Genomic DNA, 15,184 nt, shown 5'->3' with positions numbered 1-15,184 from the left:
TAAGTAGAATTCAAATGAAAAAACACCACAAAATCTTTTGAAGTGATTTTTGTGGTGTTTTTCTTGGAAGCTGAAACCCTATGTCCCAGCCCCTTATTGATTAAAAACACTTCAACATCATTTTCATGAATATGCAACGTACATTTTTGGAATAATAAAAAACCACCAAAATTCATAAAAGAACTTTGATGGTCGTCAATAAACATGCATTTTTCTTTGATGCTGTTTTTTAATTTTATTGGTCACCACGGTTAGATCTTAATATGAGCAATAAGAAATAACTAATCATTCCAAAGAGCAGTGTAATGAACAATGCGTGGAATAGAGCAATAATAAGATTTACATTAGTAATGACTGATAAAGCACCGGTAACGACTTGCAGAATAATAAAAATAAAGCTTGCAGTATAACCGTATGTGATTGTACGAATGTTAGGATAATTTTTCACTGCATGGATGTAAACAAACATAACAGTCATAAATGCAATGAATGCTAAGATGCGATGCGCTAATTGCACCCAGTCATGCATATCATGTGGGACTAAATCATTGAATGGTAATGGCCATGCCCCATAAGCTAAGCTAGAGTCGGTATGCCGAACTAAGGCACCTGTGTAAATGGCTACATATATCACACCCGCCATTAACCACGTTAAACGTTGCAGCGGTTTACGAATATGCACAATATTCGCTTCATACTTTTGATCTAAATTAAAAATAATTAACGTTAACACAAATACCGATGAGAAACTGATCAAAGATATTCCAAAATGTAGTGCTAATATATAATCATTTTGTTGCCACATCACTGCGGCAGCCCCGATTAATGCTTGTATTAATAAGAAACCAACACTAATTTTACATAATGGTTTTACTTCTTTTATATGCCCGATATGCTTCCAAGATGTAATCACAAGCCAAAGAACGATGAGTAGTGAGAGTCCAGACACAGCGCGATGACTCAGCTCAATAATCGTTTCTATCGGGAGGTTTTCAGGTAAAAAAGCACCGTGACAAAGTGGCCAGTCTGAACCGCAACCATCAGCAGAACCGGTTTTTGTAACAAGTGCACCACCAAGCTGAACCCATACCATCATTAAAGTAGCTAAGACCGAAAGCCACTTTAGGTTTCGCTTTCTAAACACTGCTCAACACCCCGTTATTCATAAAGTTGTAAAAAATGACGTAAATTTTACATTTAGGTTTATTATATCAAAAAACACACTTATAAATGTGACTTAATCATGACTTTCAAAGAATGTCGATAAAGTGTCACATTTTTTTTGTGATTCATCTAGTAAAGTATTTCACTTTAATATATCATTGTATTATATGAAATTTTTAAGGGGGGTAAATGATGTCTAAATCCGAGTTAACCGTTCAATCTAAAGGACGAGTAACTTTACAAGAATTAAAGCAGATTATCAAGTTAGGCCTTGTTCAAGGTAACCTGATACCTGCGTTTGCTGGGGCTTGGCTCGCCATTATATTTACGCACCATGCTTTTTTAGCATCCATTCCACAAATTGTTACAATGATGCTTGGTTCGACGTTGGTTATGGGTGGCGCATGTGCACTTAATAATTATTACGATCAAGATATCGACCGTATCATGCCTAGTAAACAAAATCGTCCTACTGTCAACGATCGGATTTCTAATCATCATCTTTTAATTTTAAGTTTAGGAATGATTGTGGTAGGAGAAATCCTACTTTTCATGCTTAACATTCCGTCAGGTGTGATTGGTTTAGCTGGTGTCATCGGCTACGTTTCATTCTATTCGATTTGGTCAAAGCGTCATACGACATGGAATACAGTGATTGGAAGTTTTCCTGGAGCTGTACCACCATTAATCGGGTGGGCTGCTATAGATGGCCAGCTCTCCATATTAGCGTGGGCGTTATTTTTAGTTGTTTTTTGTTGGCAACCGATTCACTTTTATGCATTAGCAATTAAGAGGAAAGATGAATATGCAATGGCCAATATTCCGATGTTACCTTCAGTGAAAGGGTTTCAACGCACACGTTTAGGAATGTTTATGTGGCTAGTTGGATTATTGCCAATTCCTTTTTTAATGATGCAACTTGGCATAGTGTTTGTTGTTCTTGCCACTCTATTAAATATAGGATGGATTTATTTAGGATTAACTAGTTTTAAAGCGACTGCTGTTGAAAACAAATGGGCAACAAAAATGTTTATTTATTCGTTAAACTATTTAGTTGTATTTTTTGCATTAGTCGTTGTGATGACTTTAATCAATATGATTTAAATGAAAAACGAGTGAGGGTTAATGATGAGCATACCAATTTTACCTACGATTAGTACTATGTGTATTGTAATTAGCGCAATCTTTGTCGCTATTGGTTGGAGATTGATTTGGAAAAAAGAAATTGAAAAACATAAAAAAGCGATGTTATTCGCCGCAATCTTTGCTGTTGTATTCTTTTCAATTTATGCAAGTCGCACAATTTTTATAGGTAATACAGCGTTTGGTGGACCTGATTCAATTAAAGTGTACTATACGATATTTTTATTCTGTCACATCACATTAGCGACAGTTGGTGCAGTACTTGGTCTCATTCAAATTATTACAGGTTTAAAAGATAAATATCATGTGCATCGTAAAATTGGACCATCAGCTTCTTTAGTATGGTTCTTCACAGCGATTACAGGTGTCGCAGTGTACATCTTATTATATGTTTTATATCCTGGTGGCGAAACGACGTCATTAATAAAAGCGACATTTGGTCTATAATTATGTTAGGTTGTAACTGATGGTACGATATCACGTTACAACCCTTTTTTATATGAATTATTTTGACTTTTGTAGAAAAAATGGGAAAATATTGTAAAATCACATGCGTTGAAGGAGGTGCCTATGAAAAGTATCGTGTTCAAAGTGATAGGTGTTATGTTACTTATCGCATTTTTAGTTTATTTATTTTACTCACCGAAACTTGAGTTCGACGTTTTAGAAAACCCTAATCAGTCTAAAGATGTGGTTAAACGTAGCAATACGCCTAAACCTAAATCAAATGAAGGAGAAAATCCTAAGTTAAAGAGTGGGGTAGGTACGCTCGTAGGCACAACAATGGATAAAGTAACAAAAAAATATGGGCAAGCGGATCGTACGTACTCATTTGATCATGATTTTAAAAATTATATTTTTCACAGAAAACATATGTATCTTATCATTACAGCGAAAAATAATAAGGTGAAATCTGTATATGTCACAGGCGAAGGTTCTAAATCTCAAACAGGCCCGATTGACATTCATTCACGTGCTGACCATTTATATAACAACTTCTCATTTAATACGGAACCTCAATTTAGTCTCAATGGACGCCAATATCACTATGAACTTTCTGATAAAGATATTAAAACACAAGCATTAATTCAATTTGGTGATATTTATGCGCAAGTATTTATAGATCAACAAACAAATCGTGTGATTGGGTTGCGTTTTTTAGACAAAGAAGCATTGGTCGCGATGAACCCATATAAGCAAAATGAGACAGATGTTTTAACAGAGGATGAAGTGAATCAAAAAGAAGCGCATAAAAATCCGGACCAAGATGTTAACCAACGTTTAACTTTGTATGAATTAACGAATGAGATGCGCCAGTTATATCATCAAAAGCCATTGAAAGTTGAAGGTAAGCTTGAAAGTGTAGCGAATGTTAATTTGTTTAACACATTATCCACAGACAATCGCTCATTTACAGAATCGAGTTTAATGAATGTATTAGATCAGACGGATTTACATTATCATAGTGTTTCACAAAATGTGGCGTACAATTTCAATGATATTCCGACGCTTACACATAGTTGGATGAATTCAGATGCCCATCGTTCGAGAATGCTAAATGAAAAATATACGACAATGGGCGGCGAAATCGATCGTCAATATTTCATACTCATTTTTCTAGAGGAGGATGATGCGCATGTTTAACGACGCATTGATGACAATTTTAGATCGCACGGATGAACTTGGTGATATGATTAGAGACTCTGAGTTGGCACATCAATATCAGTTGGCGCATCAATGTTTAAAAGATGATGAAACTGCACAACGCTTGTATCAATCATTTTTAGTGGAACGTCAAAGGTACAATGAGGTACAACGTTTTGGACGTTATCATCCAGATTATCAAAGTGTGATGGTATGTACGAGACAGGCTAAAAGAGCTTATGAAATGCATCCAACTGTTATTGCTTTTAAAAAAGCGGAGACAGCGTTACAGCAATTAATTGATGAAGTTATAACGATTTTAGCTACGAGTATTTCAGAACATGTCAAAGTGGACGCGGGTACGCCGTTGTTTGATAAGCTTGCTCATGGTTGTGCCACTGGTGAAGCTTGTCGATGTCAATCGCATTAAAATGAAAAGCGCCTTTCAAAGCACAAGTTAATGTGTCATTTGAAAGGCGTTTTTACATAGTCAAAAAGACTTGATGATTGCATATGAATCTTCTTTTATTAATGTAAGTTAATTAGAAGTATCATTTTTTCGTATAAAAAACTGATGTGCTATTGTAGGGCGGTCGGTAACGATGGTATGCACACCTTTTTCAACTAATTCATCCATTAAATCCAATCGATTCACCCCATAATAACCTGGAAAAATATTTTTAGAATTTAACCAATTGATTAATTTAACAGAAATAAGTGAAATTCCTCGATGGGACAAGGGCATTTGAAAAGTGTGCGCTTGCCCTTTATATAAATAAGGGAATCCTAAAAATAGCTTTATGATTCCCTCGGTCACTTCAGCTTGACTTGCTCCAGTCGCAATTTTATTATGATGAAGCTGGTTAAAACGTTCAATTTGTTTTTTATGAAAACTTGTAACTAAAACGCGTTGTTGTGCATGGTGCTCCATAATCACTTCATAAAGGCTTTCCGCTGCAATTTGGCCTACAAATGACTTTGGATCATCTTTAATATCAATATTAATTAATTGGTTGGGGTACTGTTTTAATAACTTAGCCAAAGTTATAATTTTAGCTTTAGGATGACCCTTATAAGGTTTGGTGCCATCCATATCTTTAAAATGATACCCCGCATCTAGTCTTAAAAGTTCTTCGAGTGTGTGTTGACATACAAGACCAGACCCATTGGTTGTACGATCAACATCCGGGTCATGAAATACGACAACATGCTCGTCTTTAGTGAGCCGGATATCAATTTCAAAACCAGTGAGCCCTAATTGCTGACTATGGTCAAAAGCAAGTTGTGTATGTTCTGGACGTTCATACATACCGCCTCTATGGCTTAACAGATATGGAGGATTGTGTTGGAAATAAGGGGCAATCTTATAAGGGGAACACGCATTATTGAGTATGACTTCTTGTTTATCCTTCTTTATAAAGTATCTTACGTGATTGATGGCTTTTATGAATGAACGCGTCGTTTTTGTCATAGCTCACTTCTCCTTATAAGAAATTTATCTTTTCGTTTTGAATACAGACATGGTACGATATAAGCGTGAAAGTGCGAGGTGATAATATGGAAATCGTACAACGTGAAAAATTAATCATTTACTTAAAAAATATGAAACACGAGCGACACATTAGAAAATACGGACATATCGTAGCGACAAGTAAAACACATAAGTATGTTGCTATGTATGTTGATCAAAAACAAGTGGATGTCGTCATTCAAAAATTAATGAAACTCAAATATGTCACTGACATCATGGGTTCACCTTATAAAACGATAAAAAAAGTGTATGAAAAGGAAAAGTATGAATTCTAGTTATTCCAATGGGGGTAACCAATGCTGTAATCTTAAAACACTTTTTAGATAATTAAAATAAAGCTCAAGTTCTGGATACGCTTCAGGTTCATGTACATCTACGCCAACCATCTCTATTTGATAAGGTTCAATGAATGATTGAATAAGTTCGAATTTGCGATTAGATTCAGGATATGGATAGTTTAACGCGTTTAACATGATATATATACCTTGAAAGTATCTGCCTTCTGTAGGCTTCATAATCATTGCGACCGAAGAGCGTTTAGCTTCAGATTTCGGTGTATGAAAAAAGACAATGCGTTCAATTCTAGGGTGATTATAAGCGATTAAGGTTTTAAATTCGTATAAGTCAGTGAGTCCATTCCCAAGGACTATAAATGATTGTTTCATGATGTTCCTCCTTTATGGGCATTATATTAAAAATGAAAAAAGATTGGAAGTGTCAAATGATGCGTGTCATTGCAGGGAAACATAAAAGTAAACAACTCAATACGCTTGAAGGGCGTAATACGCGACCAACCATGGATAAAGTGAAAGAGGGTATATTTAACAGTTTGCACGATGTTCAAGGTATAGGGTTAGATTTGTTTGCTGGAAGTGGTGGCTTAGGAATTGAGGCACTTTCACGTGGTATGGATAAAATGATTTTCGTCGATCAAAATTATGGTGCGATTAAAATTATTCGTCAAAATATTAGTAAGTTACATTTAGAATCACAAACGGAAGTTTATAAAAATAATGCTGACCGTGCATTAAAAGCATTAAGTAAACGTGACATCCAATTTGATATCATTTTCCTAGATCCACCTTATGAAAAAGGGTTAATTGATAAAGCTTTAGAGCGTATAAAGGCATTTGATTTATTAAAAAATAATGGTATTATCGTGTGTGAGTTTAGTCATCGTGAATCTATAAAAATAGACGGCTTCAAAGAAATCAAACGATATCACTATGGTTTAACAGATACTTGTTTATTAGAAAAAGGAGACAGTCATGGCTAATACAAAAGCAGTTATACCCGGGAGTTTCGACCCTATCACGTACGGACACATCGATATAATTGAGCGTAGTGCAGAACGTTTTGAGGAATTACATATTTGTGTGCTGCGCAATAGTAATAAACAAGGAACATTCACCTCTGAGGAACGTATTGCACTGATTGAAGCATCTGTATCACATTTAGATAACGTCTATGTCCATTCATATGGCGGTTTGCTTGTAGACTTTTGTGATGCGATTGGTGCGACGACAATTATACGTGGTTTACGTGCAGTGAGTGATTTTGAATATGAGTTGCGTTTAACGTCAATGAATCGTAAATTAAATCCAAAAGTTGAAACGTTATATATGATGACGTCAACTGATTATTCATTTATTAGTTCAAGTGTTGTTAAAGAAGTGGCACAATATGATGCGAATATTTCAGAATTTGTACCAAAACCAGTTGAAGAAGCATTAATAAAAAAGTTTCAACATCATCACAATTAAATATTGAAATGTTATCACATACAATGGTAAAGCGCTGAGATGTCATCAGCGCTTTTGTAATGTCAATATTTTCAAAGTGATTAAATTATGTGTGGTATATCGTGACGGGAGTGTTGAAATCCGTACATTGTTGGTTTGTGAGAAGGTTGTATATTTCAGTGGCTTTGATCTCTTGCTTGAAATAATGTGCATTCTTTTTATTAACATTCGTGACAATGTGTTTATCTGGATGTTGTTGTTTTAATTGTTTTAAATATGCTTGACCTTTAAGTGTCATCCCTAAAACTCTGATTGCGTTTACAGAGGTATCGACATCTGCACGTGTAACGTTTAATAATACATTCATTAATATGCGTTGAATATGAGTATACGTATAACGTTTAGTTTTTAATCGAGACATTAAAGCGTCATAATTGTCCACTTGTCGGATTTCTCGTTTAAGTCGATGTTCGAAACCTTCGCTCATGGTGTAAATTGAGGCGAGTGTATTGGTATCATGTTGAAGAATGGCAAATTTTATCAATTGAAAAAGCATGGTTGTATCCGTATAGGGATGCTGAAACAAGTTGAGATTCGATTCAGGCACACATGTCTTCCACTTGGTACTTTGATTCATTAATTCTCGGCGTATCGCTGAGCCACTCGCAAACGTACCATGATGAATATGATTTTGATGATGACTGGCATGCATACGTGGTATCGTATAAGGTCGGATAGTACTTTGCTGGATTGAAAGTTGCTTTAAATACGACAATGCAAGGATATTGTTAGGACTGTCGAGTGTCGAATCATTTAAAAGTTCGCGCACGATTCTAGGATAACTTTTACCTTGTTTAATTTGATGCGTAAATAATGGGTTTTCTTCTAATTGAAGCAATTTGTCACACAGCGTTTGCAATGTGTCAATGTCGCCACTTTCACTCCCAAATGATAAGGCGTTAACATTTAAATACTTTGCAATTTTAATTCCCATTTCTGCAAAGCGATCACTTGAGGATAAACTGCCTATCAAAGGTAATTCAACTACAAGGTCAACGCCATGCAAAGCCATCTTTGTGCGTGTAAACTTTGAAAACATTGAAGGCATTCCACGCATCATGAAATGACCACTCATGATTGCAATCGAAACGTCAGCATTTGTTATCTTTTTAGATTGTTGCGCATGATAAAGATGGCCGTTATGAAAGGGATTATACTCTGTAATGAAGGCAACACTTTTCATTTGCTTTCTTTCCTTTCGTGTCTCATTATGAGTATTGTAACAGAACTAAAGATGTTAAGAAAAAATCTTGACAACTTTAGCGTCAAAAGTTAAAATAAATTTTGTGCTTGTTAGAGGTGAAGCCATATGAAATGGTCAATAACACAATTAAGAAAATACCAAGGACAACCTTTTAAATTTAATCAAACTGTTGAATTTAACGATTTAGCTGGAACTTTAGATATAATTGATATCTCGCCAGTTCACATTGAAGGTGAATTAATCGTAAAGTCAAATGAAGTCGTTGCTACGATGCATTTAACGGGTACGTATACGATGGCATGTGCTCGTACACTTAAGCCTGTAGAGGTTCCATTTGATACGACGTCGACGGAAGTGTTTGATTTAGATGGTTTATACGAAGATGAGGACGATGAACATTATCATCTTGCGACGGATGGCATCATCAATCTTCGTGCAATCGCGGAAGAGATTGTGATGTTAGAAAAACCTATGCGTGTCGTTGCTGATGACAGTGAGGACATGTTAACAGGTGGCCAAGGTTGGGAAGTTGTTGACGAAACACAAATTTTGGATAACGACCCTTCACAAGATGAGTCGCATAAGAAAGTCGATCCAAGGCTTCAAAAATTACAACAGTTCTACGATGATAGTGATCGCGCACACTAACATCCATGCGTCATATGTAATGAATAAAAGGGAGGATTAATCATGGCAGTACCAAAAAGAAGAACTTCTAAAACAAGAAAAAACAAACGCCGTACGCATTTTAAATTAGCAGTACCAGGTATGCAAGAATGCCCAAACTGTGGTGAATTAAAATTATCACACCGTGTATGTCCAGCATGTGGTTCATACAAAGGTGAAGAAGTCGTTTCTAAATAATCGAAATGATGTGTATCGCTTTGACATATTGGTCGAAGCGATTTTTTTATGTCTTATCAGTACGTGACAGTATGATCGAAGTAGGATGCGTTAATGAACCTATGATAAAATGAAGACAAAAGATGAAGAGTTGAGGAATGAATATGGAGCAAATTACGTCCAATCAAAATGCAAAAGTGAAACTATTTCAAAAACTGAAGAAAAAGCGCGAACGCGATAAACAAGGGTTAGCAGTATTAGAAGGCTATCATTTAGTAGAAGAAGCGATTCAAAATAACATTAAAATTGAACATCTATTTGTTTTAGACGTACAACGTGTTGATGAGACGATAATTCATGCGAGTACGCACGTTTATGAAATTAATATGAAAGTTGCTGAGACGCTTGCGGGTACTGTCACTCCTCAAGGTATTTTTGCGATTATTAAAAAACCTGAGTCTCAAATCAAAGATGCACGACAAGTGTTGATTCTTGATCGCTTACAAGACCCTGGGAATGTAGGGACGCTAATTCGAACTGCTGATGCAGCGGGCCTAGATGCTGTTATTCTTTCTAAGGGCACTGCAGATGTATATTCGGATAAAGTATTACGTGCAAGTCAAGGGAGTGTCTTTCATATTCCAGTGATGGTTGTAGATGACGTAGTAGCATTTATTCATCAATTTAATGGACCTGTTTATGGAACAGCTCTAGTTGATGCGGTCTCTTATCACAGTTTAGAGAAGCAACAAAATACTTTTGCACTGGTTTTGGGTAACGAAGGTGAAGGTATAAGTGATGAAATTCTAAAAGCTACGACACAAAACGTTACTATACCCATCTATGGGCGTGCAGAAAGTTTAAACGTAGCGATCGCAGCCGGGATTTTAATGTTTCATTTAAAGGGTTGACCCTAAAAATACTCCTGTATATAATTGAAGTATTGAAATGAATATTTTGCTTACAAAAAGACGGAAACGATACGGGGCAATTGTATAGGGAAGGTTGACATTAACTGAAAGTCACCTCAATTGTGTAACGTTTTTTTCACCTTTTTAGCTACTTAAAGAAATTTAAGTCGGGCTTATGACCCGTTACCCACATAAATTCAGAGTGTATGTAGAAGACTACATAAAACTGGGTGGTACCACGGAAAGACTTCGTCCCAAGTATAGGACGGGGTCTTTTTATTTTTTAAGGAGGATTATTATGTCACACACAGATGAAATGGTGCAAATCAAAACCGAAGCACTTGGAGCGATACAACATGCCGATAGTGAAAAAGTGTTACAAGATGTGAAGGTCAAATATTTAGGTAAAAAGGGTCTTGTTACAGGATTAATGAAAAATATGAAGGATTTACCTAAAGAAGAAAAGCCAGCATATGGACAACAGGTTAATGATGTGCGTCAAGCTATTACTCAGGCTATTGACGAAAGACAAGCTTATTTAGCTGAAGAAAGTTTAAATCAACAACTTGCTGAAGAATCAATAGACGTTACATTACCAGGTCGCCAAATTGCGAATGGAGCAACACATCCGCTGACGCGTACGATTGAAGAAATTGAAGATTTGTTTTTAGGGTTAGGTTATGAAATCGTCACTGGTTATGAAGTAGAACAAGATTATTATAATTTTGAAGCATTGAACTTGCCTAAATCACATCCAGCACGCGACATGCAAGATAGTTTTTACATTACAGAAGACATATTAATGCGTACACATACCTCACCTGTGCAAGCACGTACGATGGAAAAAAGAAAAGGTAAAGGGCCAGTCAAAATTATTTGTCCGGGTAAAGTGTATCGTCGTGATTCTGATGATGCTACACATAGTCATCAATTCACACAAATTGAAGGACTTGTTGTGGATGAAAACATTAAGATGAGTGATTTAAAAGGAACATTAGAACTATTAGCTAAATCCTTATTTGGTGCAGATCGTGAAATTCGATTACGTCCAAGTTATTTCCCATTTACTGAACCATCTGTTGAAGTTGACGTATCATGTTTTAAATGTAAAGGAAAAGGTTGTAATGTTTGTAAACAAACAGGTTGGATTGAAATTTTAGGTGCAGGTATGGTTCATCCTAACGTACTTGAAATGGCAGGTTTTGATTCAAAACGTTACTCAGGATTTGCCTTTGGTATGGGACCAGACCGTATCGCTATGTTGAAATATGGCATCGAAGATATTCGTCATTTCTACACAAATGACGTACGTTTCTTAGACCAATTTAAAGCAGTGGAAGATAGAGGTGAAACAACATGTTAATTTCAAAAGAGTGGTTAGAATCCTATGTAGATGTTGATGTATCGATTGAAGATTTAGCTGAACGCATTACACGTTCTGGTATTGAGGTTGATGATATAGTAGATTTCACTGCAAATATTAAAAATTTAGTAGTAGGCTATGTCGAAGCAATACAAAAGCATCCTGATGCTGATAAATTAAATGTATGTCAAGTGAATATCGGCGAAACAGAACCTGTTCAAATCGTTTGTGGTGCGCCTAACGTTGGTGCTGGACAAACAGTCATTGTGGCTAAAGTGGGTGGTCGACTACCAGGTGGCGTGAAAATTAAACGCGCGAAATTACGTGGTCAAGTATCTGAAGGGATGATTTGTTCGTTACAAGAAATTGGCCTAGCGAGCAATGTTGTGCCTAAGGCTTTTGAAGAAGGAATTTATAACTTTTCTACTCAAGTTGAACCTGGAACGGATGCGTTAAAAGCCCTTTATTTAGATGACCAATTAATGGAATTTGACCTTACACCTAACCGTTCTGATGCATTAAGTATGATTGGAACCGCATATGAAGTGGGCGCTTTATATCATCAACCAGTTCAAAAACCAGATACGTCAATCAAGGTAGAAACAGGTCATGCACAAGATGAATTGACAGTTAAAATCCTTAATGATGATAAAGTTCCGTATTATAGTGCACGTATTGTTAAAAACGTTCGAATTGCGCCTTCTCCAGAATGGATGCAAGCGCGTTTAATGAAAGCAGGCATTCGACCAATTAATAACGTTGTAGATATTTCAAATTATGTGTTACTTGAATATGGTCAACCATTGCATATGTTTGATCAAGACCAAATTGGTTCAAATGAAATTGTAGTACGTCAAGCGCGTGAAGGCGAAACAATGACTACTTTAGATGATCAAGAACGTCAATTACAGGAAAATGACATTGTAATCACCAATGGTGAACAGCCGATTGCATTAGGTGGTGTTATGGGTGGCGATTTCTCAGAAGTGACAGACCAAACTACAAATGTTGTAGTAGAAGGGGCTTTATTTGATCCTGTAGCGATACGTCATACGTCACGCCGTTTAAATTTAAGAAGTGAATCTTCAAGCCGCTTTGAAAAAGGATTGGCAACAGAATTTGTCAATGAAGCTGTAGACCGTGCCTGTCATCTTTTAGAAGTATTAGCTGGTGGATCAGTGATGCAAGGCCGTGTATCTCAAGGATACTTAGGTTCCTTTACGCATACTATTGACATTACTGTAGAAAAAGTCAACCGTACAATTGGTTTTAACGTTTCAGAATCAGAAATGATTGAAGCGTTAGAACAACTCGGATTTAAAACATCGGTTGCAAATGACAGGCTACAAGTGATTGTGCCATCTCGCCGTCCTGATATCAAAATTGAAGCAGACATCATTGAAGAAATTGCGCGTATTTATGGTTATGATAATTTGCCATCATCACTTCCTGTATTTGAGACAGTGACTAGTGGTGCGTTAACAGACCGTCAACGTAAAACACGTGTTGTACGTCATGTGCTTGAAGGGGCAGGATTATCACAAGCCATTACGTATTCATTAGTAGATGAAAAGCGTGCAACGGCATTTACGACACAATCGCGTGATGTTATTAAATTGTTAATGCCAATGAGTGAAGCACATTCAACGTTACGTCAAAGTCTAATCCCTCACTTAATCGATGCAGCACAGTACAATGTTGCACGTAAAAATCAAAATATCGCATTATATGAAATTGGTAATGTCTTTTTCAGTAATGGCGAGGGTCAATTACCTGATGAAGTTGAATATTTGAGTGGAATAATGACAGGGGATTATGTCGCAAATCCATGGCAGGCTAAAAAAGAAGTGGTCGATTTTTATCTCGTTAAAGGTGTTGTAGACCGAGTGGCAGATAAATTGGCACTTTCATTTGACTATGAAACGGCCAAAATTGATGGGTTGCATCCAGGTCGAACAGCAAAAGTATTATGTCAAGGTGAGGTCATTGGCTTCATTGGTGAGTTACACCCATCTGTAGCTAAAACTTATGATTTAGGACGTACGTATGTATTTGAATTAAATTACGAAAAAATAATGACATTTAACGTAGGTTATATTAATTATAGCCAAATTCCTAAATTTCCTGGTGTAACACGTGATATCGCACTTGTTGTAGATACAGAGGTACGTGTATCATCACTTATTGATACAATTGAAAATACAGGAGGCCGTTTATTAAAACAAGCGTCTGTATTTGATGTATATGAGGGTGAACACATGGAAGCGGGCAAAAAGTCAGTAGCCATTCGTCTTGAATATTTAGATACTGAAAATACATTAACAGAGGCACAAGTTGCAGAGGTACATGAAGGAATCTTAAGAGCGTTAGAACACCAAGGTGCCACTTTGAGAGGATAAATTTTAAAACATGAAAGCAAGCGATGAAACATGCTTTAAAGCTGTTTCATCGCTTTTATGTGCGCTTTATTTAAAAGCTAGTGAATGTAATCTTCTGAATACTTTATAGGAATTGGAATAACAATCCTGTATATCCAAACAGCCAACAAATCATATTTAAAGATGAACTTTGTTCACTGTTATGCCTCTTTATTGATAGAAGTATAAGGAATTAAAACTTTACTTTGAATGTTTGGATTCAATTAATTTGAGTGCTTTATTTCTATTACTAAAATGTTTTTTTGTAATGAGGTCTAATTGATTTAATCCATGTTTCTCAATGAGACGAGCAGCAAGAAGATCAACTTTACTACTTGCACCCTTTAAAATCGTTTGATGCATTTGTTGAGATAAATGATCCATATGTTTGACAAATGCATACCGTGAAATAATACTGGCAGCTGCAATTGCAAGAGATTTTGATTCACCCTTAGTTTCAAAATGTGTCCGTTCATCTAGTGGTATCGTTCCTAATGCATAGCGTTTATAAACACTAGGTTCTGCAAATTGGTCAATGACAATAGCATCTACTGCGTCATTATCAACTTTTTTGAGCACATTTTTAATACATTCATTATGTAAAACTGCTTTCATCTTTACTTGAGACCATCCCATCGCTTGACGTTCATTGTACTTAGGGTTGTCTAAAACGAGTAAAGAATGTGGGAGATAAGTAACGAGTTGCTCGGCGAGTGATACTATCTTTGCATCATTTAATTTTTTAGAATCGTCCACACCAAGTGTTTTCAGTATATCGATGTGCGCTTGACTTACATAACAAGCACATACGGTTAGAGGACCAAAATAGTCACCACTGCCAGCTTCATCGCTACCTATACAATTTTGTTGATTGTATTTGGACATTGATGACGATGAATTTGATTTTTTAGTTGGTAGGGTAATTGCTTCTCCTAATAATGCTGTCGCAACGGCGTCTACATTGTTTCCTTGGAACATAACTTTACGTGATTTATATATACTAATAGTGACACCTTGATATTTCGCTTTAGCAATCATTCCTGGCCCGAGCTTAGAGGTGTCAGTTTTGATTTTTTTCATCAGTTGATCGATTTCTGATTGAGATAATGTTTTTACTAAATTTGCCATAAGAACCCTCTTTTAATTTTATTCATCTATGAAC

At 36.1% G+C, this 15,184-nt stretch carries 18 protein-coding genes; 12 read left to right on the top strand and 6 right to left on the bottom strand.

The window, feature by feature from the left end; genetic code table 11:
- Nucleotides 1–206, bottom strand: a 206-nt coding sequence (locus tag CD172_RS12845; RefSeq protein WP_206169840.1) for a hypothetical protein, incomplete at its 3' end; no start/stop codon positions are given.
- Nucleotides 207–235: 29 nt separating this feature from the next.
- Nucleotides 236–1,144 carry a COX15/CtaA family protein gene (locus tag CD172_RS00550; protein WP_037566089.1) on the bottom strand — a complete coding sequence of 303 codons (909 nt, stop codon included), beginning with the start codon at nt 1,142–1,144 and terminating at the stop codon, nt 236–238.
- A 212-nt stretch (nt 1,145–1,356) separates the two neighbouring features.
- Between CD172_RS00550 and cyoE the strand changes: the two genes are divergently transcribed.
- The 4 genes from cyoE to CD172_RS00530 all read left to right on the top strand — a co-directional run bounded on the left by cyoE (nt 1,357) and on the right by CD172_RS00530 (nt 4,381).
- Complete coding sequence (gene cyoE, locus CD172_RS00545; RefSeq protein WP_037566091.1) at nt 1,357–2,268, top strand: heme o synthase; 912 nt, start codon at nt 1,357–1,359, stop codon at nt 2,266–2,268.
- Between the two features lie 24 nt (nt 2,269–2,292).
- Entirely contained in the window at nt 2,293–2,754 is a 462-nt protein-coding gene (locus CD172_RS00540; protein WP_103345134.1) for a DUF420 domain-containing protein, read from the top strand.
- 123 nt (nt 2,755–2,877) lie between these two features.
- On the top strand, nt 2,878–3,951 hold the full coding sequence (locus CD172_RS00535; protein WP_103345133.1) for a CAP domain-containing protein: 1,074 nt from the start codon (nt 2,878–2,880) through the stop codon (nt 3,949–3,951).
- On the top strand, nt 3,944–4,381 hold the full coding sequence (locus tag CD172_RS00530; RefSeq protein ID WP_103345132.1) for a YlbF/YmcA family competence regulator: 438 nt from the start codon (nt 3,944–3,946) through the stop codon (nt 4,379–4,381). The genes CD172_RS00535 and CD172_RS00530 overlap by 8 nt, the downstream gene beginning before the upstream one ends.
- A 108-nt stretch (nt 4,382–4,489) precedes the next feature.
- On the opposite strand, the gene CD172_RS00525 is transcribed toward CD172_RS00530, so the two are convergent.
- Nucleotides 4,490–5,422 (bottom strand): glycerophosphodiester phosphodiesterase family protein, encoded by a 933-nt coding sequence (locus CD172_RS00525; RefSeq protein ID WP_103345131.1) that lies wholly within the window; start codon nt 5,420–5,422, stop codon nt 4,490–4,492.
- Between the two features lie 86 nt (nt 5,423–5,508).
- Here CD172_RS00525 and CD172_RS00520 point away from each other — a divergent pair, with 86 nt between their 5' ends.
- The gene (locus CD172_RS00520; protein ID WP_037566099.1) at nt 5,509–5,757 is read left to right on the top strand and encodes a DUF2129 domain-containing protein; all 249 of its coding nucleotides are present in this window, start codon (nt 5,509–5,511) and stop codon (nt 5,755–5,757) included.
- Here the strand turns inward: CD172_RS00520 and CD172_RS00515 are convergent, their stop codons facing one another.
- A complete protein-coding gene (locus CD172_RS00515; RefSeq protein ID WP_037566103.1) occupies nt 5,758–6,147 on the bottom strand; it encodes a DUF7147 family protein in 390 nt (129 codons plus the stop codon).
- A gap of 59 nt (nt 6,148–6,206) precedes the next feature.
- Between CD172_RS00515 and rsmD the strand changes: the two genes are divergently transcribed.
- Nucleotides 6,207–6,758, top strand: coding sequence for a 16S rRNA (guanine(966)-N(2))-methyltransferase RsmD (gene rsmD, locus CD172_RS00510; protein WP_060552467.1), 552 nt, complete (start codon nt 6,207–6,209; stop codon nt 6,756–6,758).
- A complete protein-coding gene (coaD, locus tag CD172_RS00505) occupies nt 6,751–7,245 on the top strand; it encodes a pantetheine-phosphate adenylyltransferase (protein ID WP_103345130.1) in 495 nt (164 codons plus the stop codon). The genes rsmD and coaD overlap by 8 nt, the downstream gene beginning before the upstream one ends.
- A gap of 85 nt (nt 7,246–7,330) precedes the next feature.
- On the opposite strand, the gene CD172_RS00500 is transcribed toward coaD, so the two are convergent.
- Complete coding sequence (locus tag CD172_RS00500; protein WP_103345129.1) at nt 7,331–8,467, bottom strand: nucleotidyltransferase; 1,137 nt, start codon at nt 8,465–8,467, stop codon at nt 7,331–7,333.
- A gap of 126 nt (nt 8,468–8,593) precedes the next feature.
- On the opposite strand from CD172_RS00500, the gene CD172_RS00495 reads away from it, so the two are divergent.
- From CD172_RS00495 to pheT, 5 genes are all read left to right on the top strand, one after another.
- Nucleotides 8,594–9,136, top strand: coding sequence for a YceD family protein (locus CD172_RS00495; protein ID WP_037566113.1), 543 nt, complete (start codon nt 8,594–8,596; stop codon nt 9,134–9,136).
- A 42-nt stretch (nt 9,137–9,178) separates the two neighbouring features.
- Nucleotides 9,179–9,352: a 50S ribosomal protein L32 gene (rpmF, locus tag CD172_RS00490; RefSeq protein ID WP_037566118.1), complete on the top strand. Its 174-nt coding sequence runs from the start codon at nt 9,179–9,181 to the stop codon at nt 9,350–9,352.
- A 143-nt stretch (nt 9,353–9,495) separates the two neighbouring features.
- On the top strand, nt 9,496–10,242 hold the full coding sequence (locus CD172_RS00485; protein WP_103345135.1) for a TrmH family RNA methyltransferase: 747 nt from the start codon (nt 9,496–9,498) through the stop codon (nt 10,240–10,242).
- A gap of 298 nt (nt 10,243–10,540) precedes the next feature.
- On the top strand, nt 10,541–11,605 hold the full coding sequence (gene pheS, locus CD172_RS00480) for a phenylalanine--tRNA ligase subunit alpha (RefSeq protein ID WP_060550828.1): 1,065 nt from the start codon (nt 10,541–10,543) through the stop codon (nt 11,603–11,605).
- Nucleotides 11,599–14,004, top strand: coding sequence for a phenylalanine--tRNA ligase subunit beta (pheT, locus tag CD172_RS00475; protein WP_103345128.1), 2,406 nt, complete (start codon nt 11,599–11,601; stop codon nt 14,002–14,004). Before pheS ends, pheT begins: the two co-directional genes overlap by 7 nt.
- A 219-nt stretch (nt 14,005–14,223) precedes the next feature.
- Here pheT and rnhC read toward each other — a convergent pair whose 3' ends face one another.
- Nucleotides 14,224–15,150, bottom strand: coding sequence for a ribonuclease HIII (gene rnhC / locus CD172_RS00470; protein ID WP_103345127.1), 927 nt, complete (start codon nt 15,148–15,150; stop codon nt 14,224–14,226).
- Nucleotides 15,151–15,184 lie beyond the last annotated feature (34 nt).

This window comes from Staphylococcus agnetis, from assembly GCF_002901865.1.
In the GTDB taxonomy this organism is placed as follows: domain Bacteria; phylum Bacillota; class Bacilli; order Staphylococcales; family Staphylococcaceae; genus Staphylococcus; species Staphylococcus agnetis.
This window is presented reverse-complemented; position numbering and strand designations above follow the sequence as displayed.

Coding starts and splice junctions, on each gene's coding strand:
- cyoE (WP_037566091.1), top strand. CDS start 1,357: ATGTCTAAATCCGAGTTAACCGTTCAATCTAAAGGACGAGTAACTTTA.
- CD172_RS00540 (WP_103345134.1), top strand. CDS start 2,293: ATGAGCATACCAATTTTACCTACGATTAGTACTATGTGTATTGTAATT.
- CD172_RS00535 (WP_103345133.1), top strand. CDS start 2,878: ATGAAAAGTATCGTGTTCAAAGTGATAGGTGTTATGTTACTTATCGCA.
- CD172_RS00530 (WP_103345132.1), top strand. CDS start 3,944: ATGTTTAACGACGCATTGATGACAATTTTAGATCGCACGGATGAACTT.
- CD172_RS00525 (WP_103345131.1), bottom strand. CDS start 5,422: ATGACAAAAACGACGCGTTCATTCATAAAAGCCATCAATCACGTAAGA.
- CD172_RS00520 (WP_037566099.1), top strand. CDS start 5,509: ATGGAAATCGTACAACGTGAAAAATTAATCATTTACTTAAAAAATATG.
- CD172_RS00515 (WP_037566103.1), bottom strand. CDS start 6,147: ATGAAACAATCATTTATAGTCCTTGGGAATGGACTCACTGACTTATAC.
- rsmD (WP_060552467.1), top strand. CDS start 6,207: ATGCGTGTCATTGCAGGGAAACATAAAAGTAAACAACTCAATACGCTT.
- coaD (WP_103345130.1), top strand. CDS start 6,751: ATGGCTAATACAAAAGCAGTTATACCCGGGAGTTTCGACCCTATCACG.
- CD172_RS00500 (WP_103345129.1), bottom strand. CDS start 8,467: ATGAAAAGTGTTGCCTTCATTACAGAGTATAATCCCTTTCATAACGGC.
- CD172_RS00495 (WP_037566113.1), top strand. CDS start 8,594: ATGAAATGGTCAATAACACAATTAAGAAAATACCAAGGACAACCTTTT.
- rpmF (WP_037566118.1), top strand. CDS start 9,179: ATGGCAGTACCAAAAAGAAGAACTTCTAAAACAAGAAAAAACAAACGC.
- CD172_RS00485 (WP_103345135.1), top strand. CDS start 9,496: ATGGAGCAAATTACGTCCAATCAAAATGCAAAAGTGAAACTATTTCAA.
- pheS (WP_060550828.1), top strand. CDS start 10,541: ATGTCACACACAGATGAAATGGTGCAAATCAAAACCGAAGCACTTGGA.
- pheT (WP_103345128.1), top strand. CDS start 11,599: ATGTTAATTTCAAAAGAGTGGTTAGAATCCTATGTAGATGTTGATGTA.
- rnhC (WP_103345127.1), bottom strand. CDS start 15,150: ATGGCAAATTTAGTAAAAACATTATCTCAATCAGAAATCGATCAACTG.